This is a genomic window from Terriglobia bacterium (assembly GCA_020073085.1).
Classification (GTDB): domain Bacteria; phylum Acidobacteriota; class Terriglobia; order JAIQFV01; family JAIQFV01; genus JAIQFV01.
This window is the reverse complement of sequence record JAIQFV010000001.1, coordinates 219,795-238,671: the sequence shown is the minus strand read 5'-3', so window position 1 is coordinate 238,671 and position 18,877 is coordinate 219,795. Positions and strand designations below refer to the sequence as shown.

Annotated in this window: 10 protein-coding genes; 5 read left to right on the top strand and 5 right to left on the bottom strand. The window is 57.9% G+C overall.

All coding sequences use genetic code 11. From position 1 onward, the window contains the following. The first annotated feature begins 109 nt into the window (after positions 1-109). Positions 110-1,132: a prolyl aminopeptidase gene (gene pip / locus LAO21_00950; protein MBZ5551256.1), complete on the top strand. Its 1,023-nt coding sequence runs from the start codon at positions 110-112 to the stop codon at positions 1,130-1,132. A 118-nt stretch (positions 1,133-1,250) separates the two neighbouring features. Then, positions 1,251-1,712 (top strand): GNAT family N-acetyltransferase, encoded by a 462-nt coding sequence (locus tag LAO21_00945; GenBank protein ID MBZ5551255.1) that lies wholly within the window; start codon positions 1,251-1,253, stop codon positions 1,710-1,712. A 168-nt stretch (positions 1,713-1,880) separates the two neighbouring features. On the opposite strand, the gene LAO21_00940 is transcribed toward LAO21_00945, so the two are convergent. Next, positions 1,881-4,307, bottom strand: a complete 2,427-nt coding sequence (locus LAO21_00940) for an ABC transporter permease (protein MBZ5551254.1) — start codon at positions 4,305-4,307, stop codon at positions 1,881-1,883. A 374-nt stretch (positions 4,308-4,681) separates the two neighbouring features. Here LAO21_00940 and LAO21_00935 point away from each other — a divergent pair, with 374 nt between their 5' ends. Continuing rightward, complete coding sequence (locus tag LAO21_00935; GenBank protein MBZ5551253.1) at positions 4,682-5,221, top strand: hypothetical protein; 540 nt, start codon at positions 4,682-4,684, stop codon at positions 5,219-5,221. Positions 5,222-5,308: 87 nt separating this feature from the next. Here the strand turns inward: LAO21_00935 and LAO21_00930 are convergent, their stop codons facing one another. From LAO21_00930 to LAO21_00920, 3 genes are all read right to left on the bottom strand, one after another. After that, the gene (locus LAO21_00930) at positions 5,309-7,312 is read right to left on the bottom strand and encodes a DUF3857 and transglutaminase domain-containing protein (GenBank protein MBZ5551252.1); all 2,004 of its coding nucleotides are present in this window, start codon (positions 7,310-7,312) and stop codon (positions 5,309-5,311) included. Then, positions 7,266-9,242 carry a DUF3857 and transglutaminase domain-containing protein gene (locus LAO21_00925; protein MBZ5551251.1) on the bottom strand — a complete coding sequence of 659 codons (1,977 nt, stop codon included), beginning with the start codon at positions 9,240-9,242 and terminating at the stop codon, positions 7,266-7,268. Before LAO21_00925 ends, LAO21_00930 begins: the two co-directional genes overlap by 47 nt. A 487-nt stretch (positions 9,243-9,729) precedes the next feature. Further along, positions 9,730-12,339, bottom strand: coding sequence for a zinc-dependent metalloprotease (locus LAO21_00920; GenBank protein ID MBZ5551250.1), 2,610 nt, complete (start codon positions 12,337-12,339; stop codon positions 9,730-9,732). Between the two features lie 953 nt (positions 12,340-13,292). Between LAO21_00920 and LAO21_00915 the strand changes: the two genes are divergently transcribed. Both LAO21_00915 and LAO21_00910 read left to right on the top strand, forming a co-directional pair. Then, entirely contained in the window at positions 13,293-14,612 is a 1,320-nt protein-coding gene (locus LAO21_00915) for an APC family permease (protein MBZ5551249.1), read from the top strand. A gap of 986 nt (positions 14,613-15,598) precedes the next feature. Then, entirely contained in the window at positions 15,599-17,146 is a 1,548-nt protein-coding gene (locus tag LAO21_00910; protein MBZ5551248.1) for a B12-binding domain-containing radical SAM protein, read from the top strand. Positions 17,147-17,505: 359 nt separating this feature from the next. Here LAO21_00910 and LAO21_00905 read toward each other — a convergent pair whose 3' ends face one another. Next, on the bottom strand, positions 17,506-18,867 hold the full coding sequence (locus tag LAO21_00905; protein MBZ5551247.1) for an EAL domain-containing protein: 1,362 nt from the start codon (positions 18,865-18,867) through the stop codon (positions 17,506-17,508). Between the last annotated feature and the right edge of the window lie 10 nt (positions 18,868-18,877).

The window sequence follows — 18,877 nt, the reverse complement described above, 5'->3', positions numbered from 1 at the left end:
CGATTTCTCTTGAATTTCTTTTTCGAATTGCCCATCCTGTGTGCTTCCTAGCGAAGCTCCGGCCTCCAAAATGCTTTGTGTGTTCATTCCATTTATGAAGGAGAAGATGATGCGAACCCTGTATCCGGAAATCGAACCTTATAAAACCGGAACGTTGAAGGTCTCCCCGATCCATACGCTTTATTACGAAGAGTGCGGCAATCCTCAAGGAAAGCCCGCGGTTTTTGTTCATGGGGGACCGGGAGGGGGTTTCACCCCTCCGGATCGGCGGTTTTTTGACCCGGCCGCCTGGCGAATCATCATGTTCGATCAGCGCGGATCGGGCAAGAGCACGCCCTACGCCAGCCTGCAAGAGAACACCACCTGGCATCTTGTGGATGACATGGAGAAGCTGCGGACACATCTCGGCATTGACCGCTGGATGGTGTTCGGCGGCTCCTGGGGCAGCACCCTGGCCCTGGCATACGCCGAGGCACATCCCCAGTGCGTCACCGCGATGGTCTTGCGTGGCATCTTCCTGTTGCGGCGCTCGGAGCTGCTCTGGTTTTATCAGCAGGGAGCGTCGGACATCTATCCGGATGTTTGGGAGGAATATCTCAAGCCGATTCCCGAAGTGGAACGCGGCGACATGATGTCGGCTTACCATCGGCGTCTGACCTCAGACGACACCGGGATTCGAAAGGCTGCTGCCAAGGCGTGGAGCATCTGGGAAGGGGCCACCAGCAAGCTGCTTCCCGATGCCGACTTTATCGCTTCCTACGGGGCTGATGAGTTTGCGGAGGCCTTCGCCCGGATCGAATGTCACTATTTCGTGAACGGCGCCTGGTTCCGCAATGAGAATCAACTCCTCGAGGATGTCGAGCGCATTCGGCACATTCCGGCGACCATCGTGCAGGGACGATATGATCTGGTCTGCCCCATCCGGAGCGCTTGGGATCTTCACCGGCGGTGGCCTGAGGCGGAACTCATCATCGTCCCCGATGCCGGGCACAACTCCAAGGAGCCGGGCATTGCCGCGGGACTGGTCGAAGCCACCGACAAATACCGGAATTTGGAGGAGAAGGGAATTGCGGCCGCCCCGGGGCCCAGTCCACGCCCATCGTCCGTGAAAAAGAGGGTCAAAGGAAAATAGATCCGGAGGGACTCTCTCCTCAGGATCTGCGCCCGGCGAGGTGAGAGCTACTGTGCGACCCACACGGCGCGCCCAACTCGACGAGTGTCCCCAACAGGAGAATCATCGATCGTTCACCATGGTTGAAATCCGCGAATTTACGATGCAGGATTATCCCGCGGCCCATGCTTTGTGGAGGGAATCGGAAGGGATCGCATTACGCGAATCTGACTCGCCAGAAAGCATAAATCATTTTCTGGACCGAAATCCCGGGATGAGCTTCGTCGCCTATGACGGAGACCGCCTCGTGGGTGCGGCCTTGGGCGGGCATGACGGACGGCGCGGCTACCTCCACCATGTGGCAGTGGCGCGGCGTGAAAGGCGGAGTGGAATTGGTTCCGCGCTGGTGCTTCGATGCCTCGATAAACTGCGGGCCTGCGGCATCGAGAGATGCCACTTATTCATAGAAAGAGAAAATCCGCAGGCGAAGGCTTTTTGGAAGGGCATCGGGTGGTTTGAGCGCAACGATCTTTGGATGATGTCGCGGGATCTTCGCAACCCTTCTCCTGTCAGTGGCGAGACTGCGTCTTCGGACCGATAAGAGAAGGGGACTCGGATGTGCGTCAATGAAAGGGCTGCGAGTCCGGCTCCGGATCCTTTACCCGCCGGTTGACCAGAGGGGCAGCTTAGAGACAGACCCCCAGGCTGCGTTCAACAAGGATCCCTCTTGTCATTTTCGCAAAGCGTGCATCAAATCTTTCGCTTAGCCTTATTCTTCTCTCAGAGCCACCATCGGGTCGACCTTCGTTGCCCTGCGCGCGGGAAGGTACGAAGCCGCGAGGCCGACCGCCGTAAGCGCCAACGCCACGCCCAGAAACGTGACAGGATCGAGCGCGCTCACACCAAACAGAAAAGTGCGCAGGATACGCGTCAACCCCGCAGCGAAAAGCAATCCGATCGACACCCCGATGAGCGCCAGCCACAGCCCCTGGCCGACGATGAGTCGAAAGACATCCATGGCTTCGGCGCCGAGCGCCATCCGGACGCCGATTTCACCCGTCCGCTGATTGACGGAGTACGACATCACCCCGTAGATCCCGACCGCGGCCAGGATGAGCGCGACGACCGCAAAGATCCCCAACAGCCAGGTTCGGAACCGGGGTTGCGCCACCGAGCCGGAGATGTTTTCTTCCATGGTGCGGACATTCACCAGCGGCTGGTTGCTGTCAATTTCAGCGAGTGCGGCCCGGAGCGATGAAGACTCGGTCATCGGATCCATCGAGGTGCGTAAAACAACGGAAAGCTGAAAGACCGGCAGGACGGCATCGGCCTGGCGATACGGCAAGTACATTTCGGCCTGGGGATCCAGGCCCAATCCCGGCCGCACATCGCCTACCACCCCCACGATCTCCATCCAGGGGACCTGTTCCTCCGGCAGCGCCCCGAGTTGCATGCGCTTGCCGAGAGGGTTTTCTCCGGGGAAGAAGGTTCGCGCCATGGTGGCGTTGATGACGACGACGGCCGGCGCCTTGTCATTATCCGCGTCTGTGAATCTCCGCCCCTGCAACAGGGGGATGCCCAGGGTCTCCAGATAGTTCGGCGTGATCGTGCGGTAGCCGGCAGCCACAAAATCATGCGCGCTCTTCGGCGCGCGGCCATGAATGTTGAAATGAATGATCGAGCCTCCCCCGCTCACCGGCAAAAACGAGGCAGCACCCGCCGAGCGAACTCCGGGGAGCCCTCTGGCACGATCCACGAGCCGGTCGAAGAACTGGAATCTCTGGTCGGGTTTGGCATAGGTCGTCGGCGAAATCGGAAGATCCGCCACCAGGAGATGATCCGGCTGAAAGCCCGGCGGCACCTCCTGCAAGCGCTGAAAACTCCGCAGGAGCAGACCCGCGCCGACAAGCAGCAGCATGGCCAGGGTGATCTCAGAAACGACCAGGGCCGCCCGGAGACGATGATGTCGAGCTCCCGCTGACGAGCTGCGCCAACCTTCGCTGAGTGATTCCCTCAGATTCAACTTTGCGGTGCGAAGCGCCGGGACTAGGCCGAAGAGGATTCCCGTCAAGACCGAAATCCCCATGGTGAACGCCAGGACCCACCGGTCAATCCCGACAGGACCCATGTTGGGAACGCTTCCGGCTGAGAGCTTCAGCAACGGCCCGATACTGGCCGAGGCAAGGAGCAGTCCCAATCCGCCGCCGGCAAGCGCCAGCACGACGCTCTCCGTCAGCAGTTGTCGGACGACCCGTCCGAGACTGGCTCCCAGTGCCGTTCGGATCGCAACTTCTTTGCCGCGCGATGTGGCGCGGGCCAGCAGCAGATTGGCCACGTTCACACAAGAAATCAGCAGGACAAAACCCACGGCGCCCAGAAGGACCAGCAGGGCCGGGCGGGCGTTCTGCACCATTTGCTCCTGCACCCCGACCACATCGGAGCTGACCCCCGTATCATAAACGGGATACTGCTGCTCCAGCCGCTTGGCGATGGTTTGCATCTCGGTGCGGGCTTGCAGCATGGTGACGCCCCGCTTCAATCGAGCGACCGGCATGATCCCTGGATGCCAGGAACGGTCATCCGGCAGCGTCTTGGCCCACGGCTCAAAGGGAACATAAACGTCGGCCGGCTGCAGGATCTGGAATCCCGAGGGGAGGATACCGACCACGGTATAGGGTTGCGCATTGAGATCAATCGTCTTGCCGATCAGATCACGGGACCCTCCGAAACGGCGCTGCCACAGACCATAACTGACCAAAGCAACCGGAGCCCCGCCCGCCCGGTCTTCTTCCTTCAAAAAGGTCCGGCCGACCGTCGCGTCCACGCCGAGCAAGGGAAACAGACCCGCCGTCGCCATGCGGGCGGTCAGACGCTCCGGCTCGCCGCCGCCGGTCAAGGTCAGATTCGTGGCGCGCGTGGCTTCCATGCCGTCAAAAGAATGGCTCTGGTCACGCCAGTCCACATAGTTCTGATAGGAGGTGGTGAGGATGGGAAACTTGCTGTGCTCGGTGATGAGAACGAGCCTCGACGGATCACGGAATGAAAGCGGCCGCAACAGCACGGCATTGATGACACTGAAGATCGCGGAGTTGGCACCAATCCCGAGCGCCAATGTCAACACCGCAACCATGGTGAACCCCGGGCTCCTCCACAGCATTCGGAATGCGTAACGAAGATCGCCCCATATACTCTCCATGTTTTTCCTCCGTCGAGCCTCAAGGCCCATCTGGCTGGATCCGAGTGGACAGATGCCTAAGTTAACATGACCCCGCTCCGAACTCCATGGGCAAGGTCATGGGGGAGCGGGGATTCTTGAGGTCAGATGACGATTCGAGTCGGCCAAGCACCGCTTCTTTGCTTACCCAGGCTTAGCTACTGCTCTTATACGCTGAGGGCGGCGTCGGGTTTCACCCCCGAACATTTCACCTGACGGCGGGAGGACGTTGATGGCGACCACACCGACTCAAGACCTTCGTTTGAGCCCCGTTTGTGGGGTAGAATCTGCTCTTGCACCATGCCGCAGGAACTGAAATACGCGGTCAGACCGCGATTACAAACCCGAGGTGCCATATGAAACGTTTCAGCTATTGGGTGTGCCTGTACGCCTTCATGTTTCTGGCCCAGCCTGTAATCTCGGCAGAAAAACAAGAGGTGTGGGGTTCCCTGCAGTTTCTAGCGGGGGACTGGGAAGCGGTGGCAAAACCGGGGGAAGCGAAGGGCCGATTTACGTTTTCATTCGATCTTCAAAAGAACATCCTGGTGCGTCGGAACCACGCGGAATACCCGGCAGCGAATGGCCGCCCGGCGTCCACGCATGAGGATCTCATGATCATTTATCGCGAGGGTGTGCCGTCCGTCTTCCATGCCATCTACTTTGATGTCGAAGACCACGTCATTCACTATACGGTTCAGACGGGCCCTGATGCCAAGGTGACGTTTGTAAGCGAGGCAATACCGGGCACGCCACGATACCGGCTATCCTACGATCGGCGGCCGGACGGAAAGCTGCATGGAAAATTCGAAATCGCTCCTGCGGGGAAGCCAGAGACATTTGCGAAATACCTCGAGTGGGAGGCACAGCGGGTTGATGTTAAAGAGAAACAGCCCTGAATGAGGCGGACCGCCTTCACACAGGACTCCAAGGCGATAGGGCGACGCCGGCTGCGGACCCTGGCCCGCCCGGGAGCGGAGCAGTAGCTAAGGGATTTCCCGGCGCAGGATCGCATTGGAGCGCTCGTCGGAGGCAATTTGCTGGAAGAACTTCCTCAACTGGCTGAAGTTTTCCTTGGAAACCATCACGTCCCTGATCTCATACAGGCGCTCGTAACGGAGCGTATTCCCGTGGCCTTCGACCTTGCTGCTGTACTTTCCAAAATCAAATTCGGTTTTTAAAGGTCCAGGCAGCTCGTCGATGACGAAGCCGGGCGGAAGCGTGAACTCAAAGAGGTCCGAATGGAGGGTGGCTTCGGAGAATTCCACGGGATACTTTCGTTCCTGTTTTTCCATGACGCTGGAACCCTTGTTCCCCAGCACGCGCGGCCGGATGAGCAACAGGCTGCCGGCTGTCTTGGCATAGCTTTGTGCCACAAACTGGTAGCGCACGACCAGGTTCTGGTCATACTCTTCGAGGCCGACGATCGAAGCCTTGGTCAATGCGAAACCTGCCAGCGAGGCGCCCAGCAAGCGCTCCAGGACTTTGGCCCGCTCCGCCGGGGCCGTCCTGAGGAACAGGGCGCGCTGATCGGCGGCCGGAGCACCCCATCGGATTTCTTCGACCTCCCCGGAAACGGTTCCGTCCAGATTTAACGTCATTTTTGCAGTGCGCAGGAGTCGATTGCTGGCCGGCGGAAGCAACGGCAACTCCACCAGTTCTCCGCCCGCCGGGCCGATCAACAAGCCGTAATTCTTCTGAAGGGAAGAAGGCAGATACCCCAGCGGGGTATACGGGTCGGTCGGATCAAAAAAGGCCAACCGCCCCAACTTGGGATGGTCCTGCTTGGCAAACAAGCCCTCCCCGGTCACCTCCTCTGGAAGCCGAATCGCCAGGATCACATGGTCGAAGCTCAAGGCCGAAGGAAATCCTGGCAGCACAATGCCCCGGTCGGTATCCACGAGGACATAGTACGATTCGATGCCAATCTCCTTCAGCATGGTGCTGAGCAAGGTCACCTTGTCCTTACAGTCGCCGTATCGGTGCGTGAAAACCTCTCCAGCCATGTGAGGCTGGTAACCCCCGATGCCGATTTCGATGGCCACGTAGCGGATTTGGCGCTGGAGGAACGAGGCGATCGCTCGCATCTTGTCGAGGGTTTGGGTCTTGCCCGCAATCAGTTCAGCGACCTTTTGTTTGATCTCCGGGGTGGAGTCGCGGCGCGAGGCGGTGAGTCCTGCATACCATTTTCCAACAGATTCCCATGAGGCTCGATTTTGTTCCCGCAGCGACGGGTCCCGAGGCAGGTACTTCACTGCCAGGCGTCCCGCCAGTGCAAGCCATGCCGGCATCTCCGGTTCATTCTCAATGGCCGGAATGTTTTCCAGCTCCCACACATACTGGTTCTCTCCGTTCGCTCGCGGATCCGGGCCCTTGTAGTTAGCCCAGAATGAATCAAACTCCCAGCCGGCGGGCAGCTTGAGCCAGAAACGGGCGCGCCGCACCGGGATGTTCCGTTGGAACCACCACTCATCCTGAAGGATGTAGGGGCGTTTTCGCTGGACGTATTCGTATCCGATCACATTCCCAGGAAGGGCGGCGGGGATGGTCAGCACCTTGTGGTGGGTGTCGTTGTAAAGTTCCTCGGAAAAACCGGTTTCCACCGCGTCCTTCTCTTTCACCTCGTACTCATTTCCGCTGGCCGGAAGACACCATGCTTTCAGGTTGCTCAGGCGCGTGTCTTTGTCAAAATCCACCGCAAAAGTCCCGTACCTCTCCCGGCCCTCCGGCCGCAGGATCTTATACGCGCGTCGATACTGCGTTTCGATCTCGCCGTTGTCTCGAACAATGGTCATTTGTTCCGAGAGCAGGAGGACTGCAATTGTTTCCTTGGGATAGTCGGGCAGGGCCTCGTGCGCCGCGGTGCGAAGCCATTCCGGTGCTGCGGCACGGGCCGGTCCCGCCGTGCCGATCCAGGCGAGGACCAGCCCCCACAAAATAAGGCTAGTGGCCCTGGGCCGACGGAGTCGACTGCAAAACAATTTTTTCATCATCTTTGCCCTTCATCATGTCGAAGAAGTTTCGAATCGCCTCGTAGTATTGCAGGGGGAAGTAAAATCCCTCCAAGCCCTCGCGCCGCGTGATGCGCAACTGGTTGCCCTCCTGCTTGCACGACACCTGGAAAATGGCCGCGCTGGCGGCAGGGGTGGATTCGGACTTCGGCAGGGATTCGACTTTGAATCCTTCCGGCATCTGCACCGTGACCTCATCCACGGTTTGAAAGGGGTAGCGGAAATACACGGGATGCTTCCGCTGTGTCGTTTGGAATCGTCCGGGATGACTCGGGGCCATGATACTGAGAGGCAGGAGCAGCCGCCGCCCGGTGGACATGCCAAACTCGGGCAGGGTCAAGGTGCCTTCGACATGGAGGGGTTCAGCCGACCCTTCCCAACCTGTCATGCTGGTAATCTCGAGAAGGGCATTGGCGGGGAACCACTTCCTGATTTCCTCGCTGAGATCCTTGCGCCGACCGGTCTCGTCCTGGGTGCGACCATCCTCACGATGTTCCAAGGCATATTGGCCGCGGAAGTTCACGGTCCATTTTCCCTCCAGCTTCCCGTCGGCCCCCAGGCGAACATCCAGCTTGCGTTCCACCAGGGCATCCGAGCTTTTCGGCGTGGTTGTGTTGACAAACTCCCCTCCCTGTTTGTTGATGCGAACGCCGCCCGCGGCGGTCTCGTACCAGGGAAGAAAACCATACGGGCAGAAGCTGCAGGCCGGATCGAGATACACTTTTTCCGAGCCGAGGGCCACCACGACGATGTCGGCTTCCAGTTGGGTGGTGTCCTGCAGTTCAGGATGGAAGAAGTTCCGGTTGCGCGGGGCAATGTTGACCCAATCGGCCTCGAAACCGGCGGCGCGGGCCAGGGCCACAAAGAAACGGTTGATGTCCTGCGGCGAACCGTAGCCGTGCTTTAACACATCCTCAACGTTGTTGTTGTCCTTCAATTTTTCCCGCTTCTCTTCCTTCTCGGTCTTTCCCACATCCAGGGCAAAATTGTGGATCTGCTGTGTGCGGGCATAAAGCTTTTGAAGTTTGACCTCCGGAGAGTCGCCGGCGGCGACCGTCTGGTCAACGGTCTGCTTGATGGCGCCGCGCTTGCCAATGAAATTTTCGCTGTAGTCGGCCCGTCCTTTGATGATCCGTTTCCAAAACTCCTCCATGGTCTCCTTGGAATTCTGCCGATAAAAGAACTCCAGCCGGCCTCGCTCCTCGCTGGCCGGGGGCATATTCTCTTCCTCCTCCAGTCCCGCGACATCCTTGACCTCCAGGCGCATGGAGCTGTCTTTCTGCTTTTGCGGCTCCGTGCCTTGGGGAAGTTTGAAAGACCGCCAATACAATCCGGGTGCGGTGTCGCCTATAAAGGGGCGCAGGGAGAACACGGCTCTTCGGGTAAACAGATCTTCCTGCACGTTCCAGTGGGTGTTGTAGAGCTTGAGGGAATCGAACTGGAGCCGGTACTTGTATTCGATGATGCTGCCCGGCTGGACTTCCGGCAGGGTGAACGTCTTGGCCTGAAGCTTGACCCCGCCTGCCTTCACCAACAACTTCTCATACACCTTTCCATCCCATTCCATGATCTTGCCGTCGGGATGGACGGTGCGGGCGCGAATGTCCTTCACTGATCCCGTGCCGTGAAAAAATGGAATCTCGATGTCCGCGTATTTCTTTCCGGCTTCGGTGAAGATCTTGATCCGGTAATAATAGGTTTCGAAGGAATCCTTGTCGTCGCTGATACTCTCCCGGTAGAGGATCATGGCGTGGGCGCCGGGACTGGCGGGATTGTCTTTCATCGCCAGCTCCTCCGGGGAGGGAGCCGGCCAATCATCCTTCGCCAGAGCGGGAGCCGACATGAGGCAGATGAAGAAGAGCAGGGCGAAACCTGCAATGAACGCAAGACGACCTTTTCCAGGCAACATGGTATCCAAGCCTCCTTAATAAGCAGTGGATGGGTGCGATGCTGATTGATGCCGTTGCTGGGGGCAAACACCTGGGCGGTCCGCCGAGCGGACACTATCCCAGAGCATAATATAGATTAACGCTACTCCACCGGTATACTCAAGTCAATCTGTTTTTCCGGATTTTGGAGGTTTTTCCCTGCACATGTCAGGGGTCGTCTCTGTGACGTCGATCACACAGCCGCGAAAAGACCTAGGTGTCCAGTGACAGGGATACGCCCTCGTTGTCTGGGTTGAAAAACGGTTTGATTGACTGGACTCATCTGGTCTTTAAGCAGCCTCCGAATTTCAGGTGAGAAAAAAAGCTCACTCCGATCCACCGGAATGAGCCATCTTCGTACCGCAGGACCTAACCAGACCAAGTTCCAGCAGGAAATCAGATGAATAGAAACTGTTTCCGGAATTCCAATCGGGGGCCCCGAGAGATCGGAGGGCCCCCGAAGAGCCCCTACCTCTTGACCTGATAATCGGGCCAGCAGGTGTTCGGGTCTTGCCAATCCTCCAGGAGATCATTGCCGCGCCGCGACGGGCCGGTCGGCGTGGCAGTCGAGGGAGGGTCAATCTTGGGATCCAGCACCTTGGCGATCTGGTCCTTGATGTCCTCCAGGTGGAGCCGCGTTTCACGGTCCGAGGTGCGTGGCAGGGCCGCAGTAACGGCCGCGCTGACCGCCTTCAACTCACCCCGGAAGAAGGGACGCACATCTCCCGTCGTGGGAGGTGCCGTGAATCCGGGACCTGAAGGGAGAGTGGGAGCGGGACGGTTCAGGCGCTCGTCCATCAATTCGACAAAGGAGCGCTGCAAATTACGACGGAAGGCGTCGATCTTGACCGGTCCCGTCCCGTCCAGTTCCTTCCACACGCCCTTGCGCACATCGGCGAGGAATTCGGTCGGGGCATACGAACCCTTCCCATCCACCGCTTCTTGTTCGACCAATCGGGCCAACCGCGCAGGATTCATCAAGCTGTTGAGTATGCTGCGTTGTGCATTGCGCACGCGGTCGATGACTCCGACGGGCTCAATTCGGCGGAGGATATCCTGCTTGATGAAAAAGGAGGGAGTCATGAAGGCATTGTCATTGAGAAACTTCACTGCTGCCGCTTGATGATCGCGCGGCAAGGGCTGGAAGATGACCCCATCCTGCCCGATGTATTTCTCTTGAGTGTTAAATCCACCGACAATGGCGGCGACGTGGTTCATCTCCAGGGTCCACTGACCTAGCATCCGGCCGTACAGCTCCTCAAGGTCGTCGTAAGGTTCACCTTTCTCTGTGGTGGTGGCTGTCAGCAGCATATTTGACACGCGTTCCAGGTTCTTCAAGCCGAGCGCAGTGGACTTGATGGCGTTGGCGTCGCCGACGGCCTCGGTGAGTTCTCCGAAATCTGCTCCCTGGGACCCGGGCGTTGAGAAACGGAGCCAGGGTGTCTTGTCCTGCTGTCGGGACCATTCATCGAGTGTGGCCTTCTCTTCATCGGGTGTTTTTGCTCCGGGGATCGGTTTGTATCCCCACATGGTCGCCCACTTGTCATAGGGGCCAATGCCGGGGACAAGATCGTCGACGTCGATGTTGTCCTCGGGCTGTGCCACGTAGTTAAACCGGGCATAATCCATGATGGAGGGGGTGTGTCCCATCTTCTTAACCCACTCGCGGTCCCGCAATTTTTCCTGCGGGTACATCGAACTGGCCTTCATATTGTGCTGGAAGCCGAGGGTGTGGCCGACTTCATGAGCCACGACGTATTCGATCAACCTTCCCATGAGGTCATCCGGCAGGGGGAGCTTCTGAGCGCGGGGATCCAGCGGGCCTACCTGCAGAAAGTACCAGGAGCGCTGCAGGTTCATGATGTTGTGGTACATGGAGATGTCAGCTTCAAGAATCTCGCCGGTGCGCGGGTCGCTGACGTGGGGCCCCATGGCATTTTCAACCGTTGAAGGCAACCAGCGAATCACCGAGTAGCGCGCGTCATCAGGACTCCAGTCGGGATCTTGTTCCGGCGCCGGGGCGTCCTTCGCGAGAATGGCGTTCTTGAATCCGGCCTCTTCAAAGGCCACTTGCCAGGCTTCCACTCCACGCTTGATATAGGGCACCCATTTCTTCGGCGTGGCGGGATCGATGTAATACACAATCGGCTTCACCGGTTCCGAAAGGGCAGCCGTGGGGTCCTTCTTCTCGAGTCGATAGCGGGTGATGTAGGTACGTTTGGGAGCCCGGTGCTCGTCCCGTCCATAATCGATCTGCCGGACGGTGAAATACCCGACGCGCTCATCGAACACGCGCGGCATCATCGGCTTTTCAGGCAACTTAACCATGCTGTAATGAAGGACCACGGTGGCGCTGCCCCCCCGCATGCTTGCGGCAAAAGGACTTTGCGGAGTCGGCGACGGGGAGCCGCCAGCCGATGGGGGTGGCGATGTATAGGTATGGGTGGTCTCCACTTCAATGTTGGTCGGGAAGGTTGCAATGCGATCGATGAACGATCGGGCGCTGTCAAACGAGGAGGCGCGCAAAAAAGAGTGGGCGCTGATTTCATTCAAGTCGGTCGTGAACAGACGCGTGACGTCAATGACGGGGGCCTCGTCCTTTCCCCAAGCCTCAATGTTGAAGGACATCAGGATCGTGTCGTTGTTCGCCGCCTTCACGGCCAGGGCGACCGGTTCCTTCGGATCGGCCACAATATCGTACTTAATGTCGCGAAGGAGCACTCGATTGTTAATTCGCTCCCACCGCACGACCCGGCTTCCCAGCGCTTGACCGCCATAACCCGCCCCGAGCGTGGTTCGGGCGATCTGGCTGACCCACAGAAACTCTTTGTCCAGTTCGGTCTTCGGAATCTCGTAATACCACTTTTCCTTCACCTGATGGACAGTGAAGATTCCCTGTTTCGACTTGGCCTCCTTGGTGATCACTTTTTCATAGGGCTTGGGCTCCGGAGGGGTCTGAGACATTCCGGGCATCCCGGGCCTTTCCCGCTGTGAGCCACCCTCTTCAGAAGGTGGGGTCTGGCCCATCGAAAGGCCGGCAAACAAAATAAGCAGAGTGATGTATCTGAAAAGTCGCATTAAAAGTCTCCTTGAAATAAATAGGTACAAGTGAATCTTGAAGGGGAGGGGAACTCCGACCGATCGGAGTGGGTTCTTTGTCTAGCAATTCAGAAGGTCCTTTTCTTGACCAAAGCGTCTTCCCGCGTTGAAGTCTGAAGGTGAGTTTCGCCGGTCCGCGGCTCCCAAGGGGCACCGCCACCAGGTGAAGCGATCTTATCGTCTGAAAACTCCGTCCCCATTAGCTCTTTTTTTCACACGCCTTGTGAACTCTATAGTGTGACGGAAAGGCATTCATCCAAAAGTGGTGTCCTGGCGCGGTTTTGTAGAGCCGGCCAGCCAACTCGACACTACACGAACTGGCTTAAGGATGTATTCATTCAATTTCTGAAGTGGAAAGAGTTTGAATCGGCCTAACCTCTTGTTTCGTTTCGGATGGGGGTTTCCCTTGCCTCCAGAAATGAGGGGCGACAATCTGCAAGCCTCCGCACACTTAACGAGACGAAGGAGGCCAATAATCGGTTACCAGGGATCTTGCGAAAAGGATTGGTGACTGAACGGATGGAGGTCGCTCGTAAGCGCTCAAGGCGCGTCTGTGAATGCTGAAGAATCACCTATTGCCCGATTGATCGTTCGGCCTTTTCTTGTTGTGGGCCTCATTCCCCTCGTCAATGGAAGAATGTCCGCCTCCTCGCCCTCTCTTCTCTTTACACCCTGTTGGACTGGTGCTAACTTTCGCATCCGGAATTTGGTGGTTTCCCGGTGGGAGGCTTGATCCATCCCATTTCATGTGCCTGTTTGGCAGGGTTTTGACGCGGGGGAGGGGGCGGGCCGACCGCATGTTGACATCCCCCTCCACAGGCGCGCCCCGGCAGTCCATGGATTCATCCCGGAGAGTCAATTCAGGACGATGTGTTGCGAGACCAGTCAATAGTCATCGAAAGGGCACGACTTCGATGACCCACTCCCGGATCATGAACAAACCCAGGAAGCTCTCTCTCCTCGCGCTGATCGCTGCAACTTATTGCATGGTTTGTGGCGGGCCGTTTGGGCTGGAGGACCTGGTCCAAAAGGCCGGATATTTCGGGGCGATTGTAACTCTCCTGCTCACCCCCCTGCTCTGGGGTGTCCCCACGGCAATGATGGTGAGTGAACTGGCGAGCGCTTTGCCCAAGGAGGGGGGCTTCTATGTTTGGGTTTCCCGGGCCATGGGCCCCTTCTGGGGATTTCAAGAGGCCTGGCTGAGTTTTGTGGGCAGCGTTTTTGACATGGCCATCTATCCCACTCTGTTTGCCTGGTACGTGGTGAGATTTTGGCCTGTCCTCGATCGAGGCCACATCCCTCTGTTGATCGGTGTTGCGATGATCGTGGGTTGTGTCCTCTGGAATCTGCAGGGGGCGGTCGCGGTCGGCCGAGGATCTATCGGGGTGACCGTGGCGATCCTCAGTCCGTTCCTGCTGGTGGTAGGGTATGGGTTGCATCATCATGAGGGGATCCAAACCGCCCCCGTTTCAATGAACCATCTCGACATTCTGGGCGGGATTCTCATTTCGATGTGGAACTATATGGGGTGGGACAATGCCTCGACCATCGCCGAGGAAGTCGATCGGCCCCGACGAACGTATCCGTTGGCCATGCTGGGTTCGTGCATCCTCGTCACGCTGACCTATGTCATCCCCGTTGCGGCCTTGGCTAGGACTGGAATTCCTCTCGAGGCGTGGAGCACGGGGGGATGGGTCGATATCGCCCGGACACTCGGGGGAGACGGATTGGCCGCAGCCCTCATGGTGGCCGGGGCAGTCGCCGCGGTAGGTTCATTCAATGCCCTTGTCATGTCCCTTTCTCGGTTGCCGGCCGTGATGGCGGAGGATGGGTTCCTGCCCAAGGTTTTTGCCTATTGCAGTCCGAAGACCGGGGTGCCGACGGTGGCGATTATCGCCTGCGCGTGTGTATGGGGACTCTGCCTGGGTCTCGGGTTTGAGAGGGTGGTGATGTTGGATGTGCTCCTGACCGGAATGAGCATCCTGCTTGAATTCGCCGCGCTGGTATTTCTTCGCATTAGAGAACCGGGGCTCGATCGGCCGTACCGGGTTCCCGGCCGGCTCTTTGGTGTCATCACCGTTGGGGTATTTCCGCTGTTGCTGATTGGGGCGACGGTGATCCGCAACTATGGAGAAAAACTCGGGCCAATCAACACATTGAGTCTCGGCGCTGTCCTTATTGCCCTCGGCCCACTTCTTTACCTGGGCAAGAGCGCGAGTCAGAGGGTATATTCCAGGCTGTTCCCCAAATAAGAAAAATGGCTCGAATTCCCCTCAGCGGGTCGGCGGTTCTGTGTACTCGCGGCGTCGAGTTCGCACCCCCGATCATGTTCTCCCAAGGGACAAGTTTCCGGATCCGGGTGTGATTCATCGGGGACAATCCAGGGTAATCCTGAGGGGAAGGCCGGATTCCCCGGTGGGAAGTGCCACGGGATCTCCTCTCCTCACTAATCTTGAACTGCGGACGAAGGATCCCGAGTGGTCAAAATTGAACACATGTTGGGATGGTCTTGCTTTCAAACAATTCGGAATGCTACACTGCCTTCGATGAAGCGACAGGGCTTCAGGTTTCTTGTCCACTTGTGGCAAGCATGGTACCTTCCGGTGCCCCGGGTCGAAACTGTCGACCGAGGGGATGTTTTCCGGGAGGAGATGCGCGATGTTGCGCGCAACGCCGGAGGCGCGGCGAATCTTGTGGCGGCAGCTCTTTGTTTTTTGGCCCCCCTGTTTCGGAAGTGGCGCAACCGTTGTTGGAATGATGCCGGGGCTGTTCGGCGGCGAGGTCTGGATTTGGTCCTCGGACCGCCGACTTTTTTGCCTGCTCGTACATCTTCACCCGCTCACTCACCTTCTGCTCCCTATTGGATCCGACCTGCCTCTTTGTCACTCGTACGCACCCACTTGCGTTGGCACGGGCCTTCGTTAAGCTGCGACGCTAGTGAACAGTAAATAGGCCGGCCCAGTCGTTCCAAGGCTGGGCCTTTAAGTTAAGGCTTGAGGAAGCGCATCCTCTACGTTCTGCCGTGATGACCTAGCGGACGGAATCGGAGGGCCATATCTCTACTTCCCCGAGCGTGAGGCCTTGAACATAGAACTCAAAGTGAGAGCCTGATCATTCACGAGGGTAGCCATCAAGCACCGTTTGAGGGGCCGAGGTGTAGGCTGGCCGATCTCAGGATCCTCGACCTCACTGAACGGAGTGGATCCCCAAAATGGGCACACTAAGTAAGGAGCGAAACATGGCGAGAGTGATCCTGGTGAATCCTTCGATGTCTACTGTGGGCTACAGCATCATTACTCCAAGATGGCTTTATGTCATCGCGCAAGCGACGCCTGGGGAGCTTGTCGGTGAACCCATACTCGTCGATGAGTCCATTGAGCAATTTGATCCGGCACATGTTCGCCCGGGAGATATCGTCGGCATCGGCATCACGACGGGCAACTGTATCCCGGGGTATCGGGTCATGAGAGAGGCAAAGTCGAGGGGCGCCAAGGTGATCATGGGGGGCATACACGCCACGATCTTCCCGGAGGAACCGCTTGAAATGGGGGCCGACGCAGTTGTCACGGGCAGCGGAGAAGTCGTATGGGGTCAGGTCGTCAAAGATGCGGTCGAGAATAATTTGCGGCGAAAGTACGATGGGGGCCGGGTGGCCGGCGACGCGATGCTGAAAGCGAAATGGGATCTTCTCGACCCCGCCAAGTACATTTTTCCCACGGTGCAGACGGTGGCGGGGTGTCCTGAGAATTGCAGTTTTTGTTCCGTTTGGGTGACCGAAGGACGCCAGCCGCGCCAGCGCTTGAGTGACAAAGTTATCGAGGAAGTCAATGAGCTGTATGACCTGGGATTTCGATACATCGTTTTCGCGGACGATAATTTCAATCCGTCGACCCTGGGCCGGATCGCCCGTGAACCGGGAGAAAACAAACGGAAGGAGCTCGAGCAAATCCGCGAGGACCGGTTGAAGTTTTTTGACGAGTACGATCGGAACGTCCCCCGCGACATGTTCGCCTTCGCCCAAATGACCGCCGAGGCGACCTCGGATGAAGAGTACCTACAGGCCCTGTACCACAAGATGCGAATCCGGACGGCGCTGATCGGAGTCGAATCATTCTCCGAAGAAGGCCTCAAGAGTGTCGGGAAGCTGTGGAATCCCATCGGACAAGAAATGGTGGAGGCCATTCAGCGGATCCAGGATTGCGGGATCTACGTGTTGAGCTCGATCATTAGCGGGCTTGAATCCGATACCGTCCAGACCATCCGGACGATGCGGAAGTTTGCCACCGAGTCAGGTACGCTGTTTGCGCAGTTTACGGTGTTTAATCCCTATCCCGGGACCAAAGATTTTTATGAGATGATGAACGACAAGAAGTACCGGGGGAAACCGGATTTCGTTGCGAAACATACCACTCAAATTCTTCAGGACCGGTACTGGCTAAAGCCGCTCAGGCCGGTCGACATTGTCAAACACCAGAACATCACCATGAGTGAATTGCACGCCGAGAACAAGAAGTGCTGGGACAGCTTCTATTCCATCCGGGAGAGCCTTAAGCGGACCCGGCGCGGGAGAGCCCGGAGGTGGTCATGGGGCGGGAAGATGGCCTACTTGTTCGCCTGCCTGGCATTTCGCGGGGCCTATGCGGGATATGGAATGGCGGCCGACAGCGTTCGCCGCAAGAACATGGGATTTTCGACCAAGATCCTTATCAAAACCGCAGCCAATGTTTTCAACCGTTTTTACCGCCAAAAAAAGCTCCAGGTCAGAGTGTCGATGAGGGCCCATTAGGAACCCTCGGCCCGTCGCCCGGCAGGTCGTGTCAGTCCGCAAGGGCGGTGGAGTTTTGATAATGGGACCTCGTGCGGGCTCAGGCTCGGTTGCCTGCCCCGTGGGCGCTGGCCTCTTCGCCCTGGCCCCATGGCCACGCATCAGAGACCGCGTTTAAGCATTCATTCCCCCACCAGGAATCCATTTCTTGAAAAACAGGAGGGAGACGGCTCGCGCCATCCCATGTTGGTAAAAGGCGCGCGGCCATGACCGGTTCGAACAGGAGGGAATCGAAACCGATTACACCGGTCTCCACGCTTCACGATTGCACACCTCATCGGCCCGAAAGGACGGGAGGAGGGCACCCTTGGTGAGCTTTCTCAGCTGGCTTTCACGAGTTGGGCCGGGCGTCCGAGGAAGTAGCCCTGTCCATACTCTACCCCGAGGCGTTTCAGGACATGAAAGTCTTCCCGGGTTTCGATGCCTTCGGCGATGACGGTGGAGCGGAGTTTGAGGGCGAGCCCGAGGAAACTGGAGACGATCTCCTGTTTGATGAGGTCGTGGGAAACATTGCGGGTAATGGAATTGGCAATCTTGATGTATTCGGGCCGGACCTCGGCGATGGATTCGAGGTCGGCATAGCCGGACCCCGCATCGTCGACGGCCAGCCGGACGCCTGCTTTGCGGACGGGGTCGATCGCATTCCTGAAATCCTGGTAGTTCTCGATGGCTTCCTTTTCGGTGATCTCAAAGACCAGCGAGGGGACGAGCTTCTTGAGGACAGTCTCCTTGAGCCGCTTGTGGAAGAGGGGATGCGTGATGAAGTTGGAGGAGGTATTGACAAAAATACGGCCCTGCGGTTTGAAGGCGAGGATGGAATCAAACGCCGAGGCCTGGCAGATCGATTCCAACTCCATCAGTAACGAGTTGTCGCGCGCGGCGGCGAAGAGCGGTTCGGGGTTTTCCAGGAGACTGCCTTCCGGGCCTCGCGTGAGCGCTTCGTAGCCCACGCGCTGCTGGCTCGCCAGATGGACGATGGGCTGGAACACCGTGTGAATGATCCGTTGTGTGATGATATTCCGTACTTCCTGTTCCAGGGCGTCTTGTTCCTTGCGCTCCGAGCGGTTCACCAGTCGTGATGTGTCCTTGAAGGCCCGGTGCAATTGCCGGCTCACGCGCACCCGCGGGTCATGCTCCAATTTCATGGAGTATTGAAAAACTCCCAGGAGGTCGATGACGTTGCGGCCGAATTCGGCGCATAAGGCGTTGTACACGAGGTCACGGAGTTGGTGTGCCAGCAGTTCCAGCAGGAGATGGGGTGTCTCTGACTTGAGACCGTTCATCGTTACTACGAGATAAAATCCATCCACGTTGTTGAAGTGGATGGAAAGGATGCGATCTTTCCACTCGCCCGACACGCTCCAGGTCTTGATCGAGGCGGCCGCGATGTGCAGGATCTCCCCGAACAACTCCCAGCCATAGGCGCTCTCAAGCCCGCTGAACTTGCCTAATTGCAGGTAAATCACTCCCACCCGGGGATGAGTATCAAACAACAGGTCAACATCCACCTTCAGGGTTGGTATGGTGGGAAACCCCGTCACGGAATCGAGAGTCGTCTGCCGCAGATCACAAGTGCCGCACTCCAGGACCGTCAAGGTATTCAGGGCGAGGTCTGAAGGACTGGGTACATGGGCTTCGCTCCAACCCTGACGGTTCAACCGGCCGGCGTCGTCTTTCTTCAAATCCACCCCT

Coding starts and splice junctions, on each gene's coding strand:
- pip (MBZ5551256.1), top strand. CDS start 110: ATGCGAACCCTGTATCCGGAAATCGAACCTTATAAAACCGGAACGTTG.
- LAO21_00945 (MBZ5551255.1), top strand. CDS start 1,251: ATGGTTGAAATCCGCGAATTTACGATGCAGGATTATCCCGCGGCCCAT.
- LAO21_00940 (MBZ5551254.1), bottom strand. CDS start 4,307: ATGGAGAGTATATGGGGCGATCTTCGTTACGCATTCCGAATGCTGTGG.
- LAO21_00935 (MBZ5551253.1), top strand. CDS start 4,682: ATGAAACGTTTCAGCTATTGGGTGTGCCTGTACGCCTTCATGTTTCTG.
- LAO21_00930 (MBZ5551252.1), bottom strand. CDS start 7,312: ATGAAAAAATTGTTTTGCAGTCGACTCCGTCGGCCCAGGGCCACTAGC.
- LAO21_00925 (MBZ5551251.1), bottom strand. CDS start 9,242: ATGTTGCCTGGAAAAGGTCGTCTTGCGTTCATTGCAGGTTTCGCCCTG.
- LAO21_00920 (MBZ5551250.1), bottom strand. CDS start 12,339: ATGCGACTTTTCAGATACATCACTCTGCTTATTTTGTTTGCCGGCCTT.
- LAO21_00915 (MBZ5551249.1), top strand. CDS start 13,293: ATGAACAAACCCAGGAAGCTCTCTCTCCTCGCGCTGATCGCTGCAACT.
- LAO21_00910 (MBZ5551248.1), top strand. CDS start 15,599: ATGGCGAGAGTGATCCTGGTGAATCCTTCGATGTCTACTGTGGGCTAC.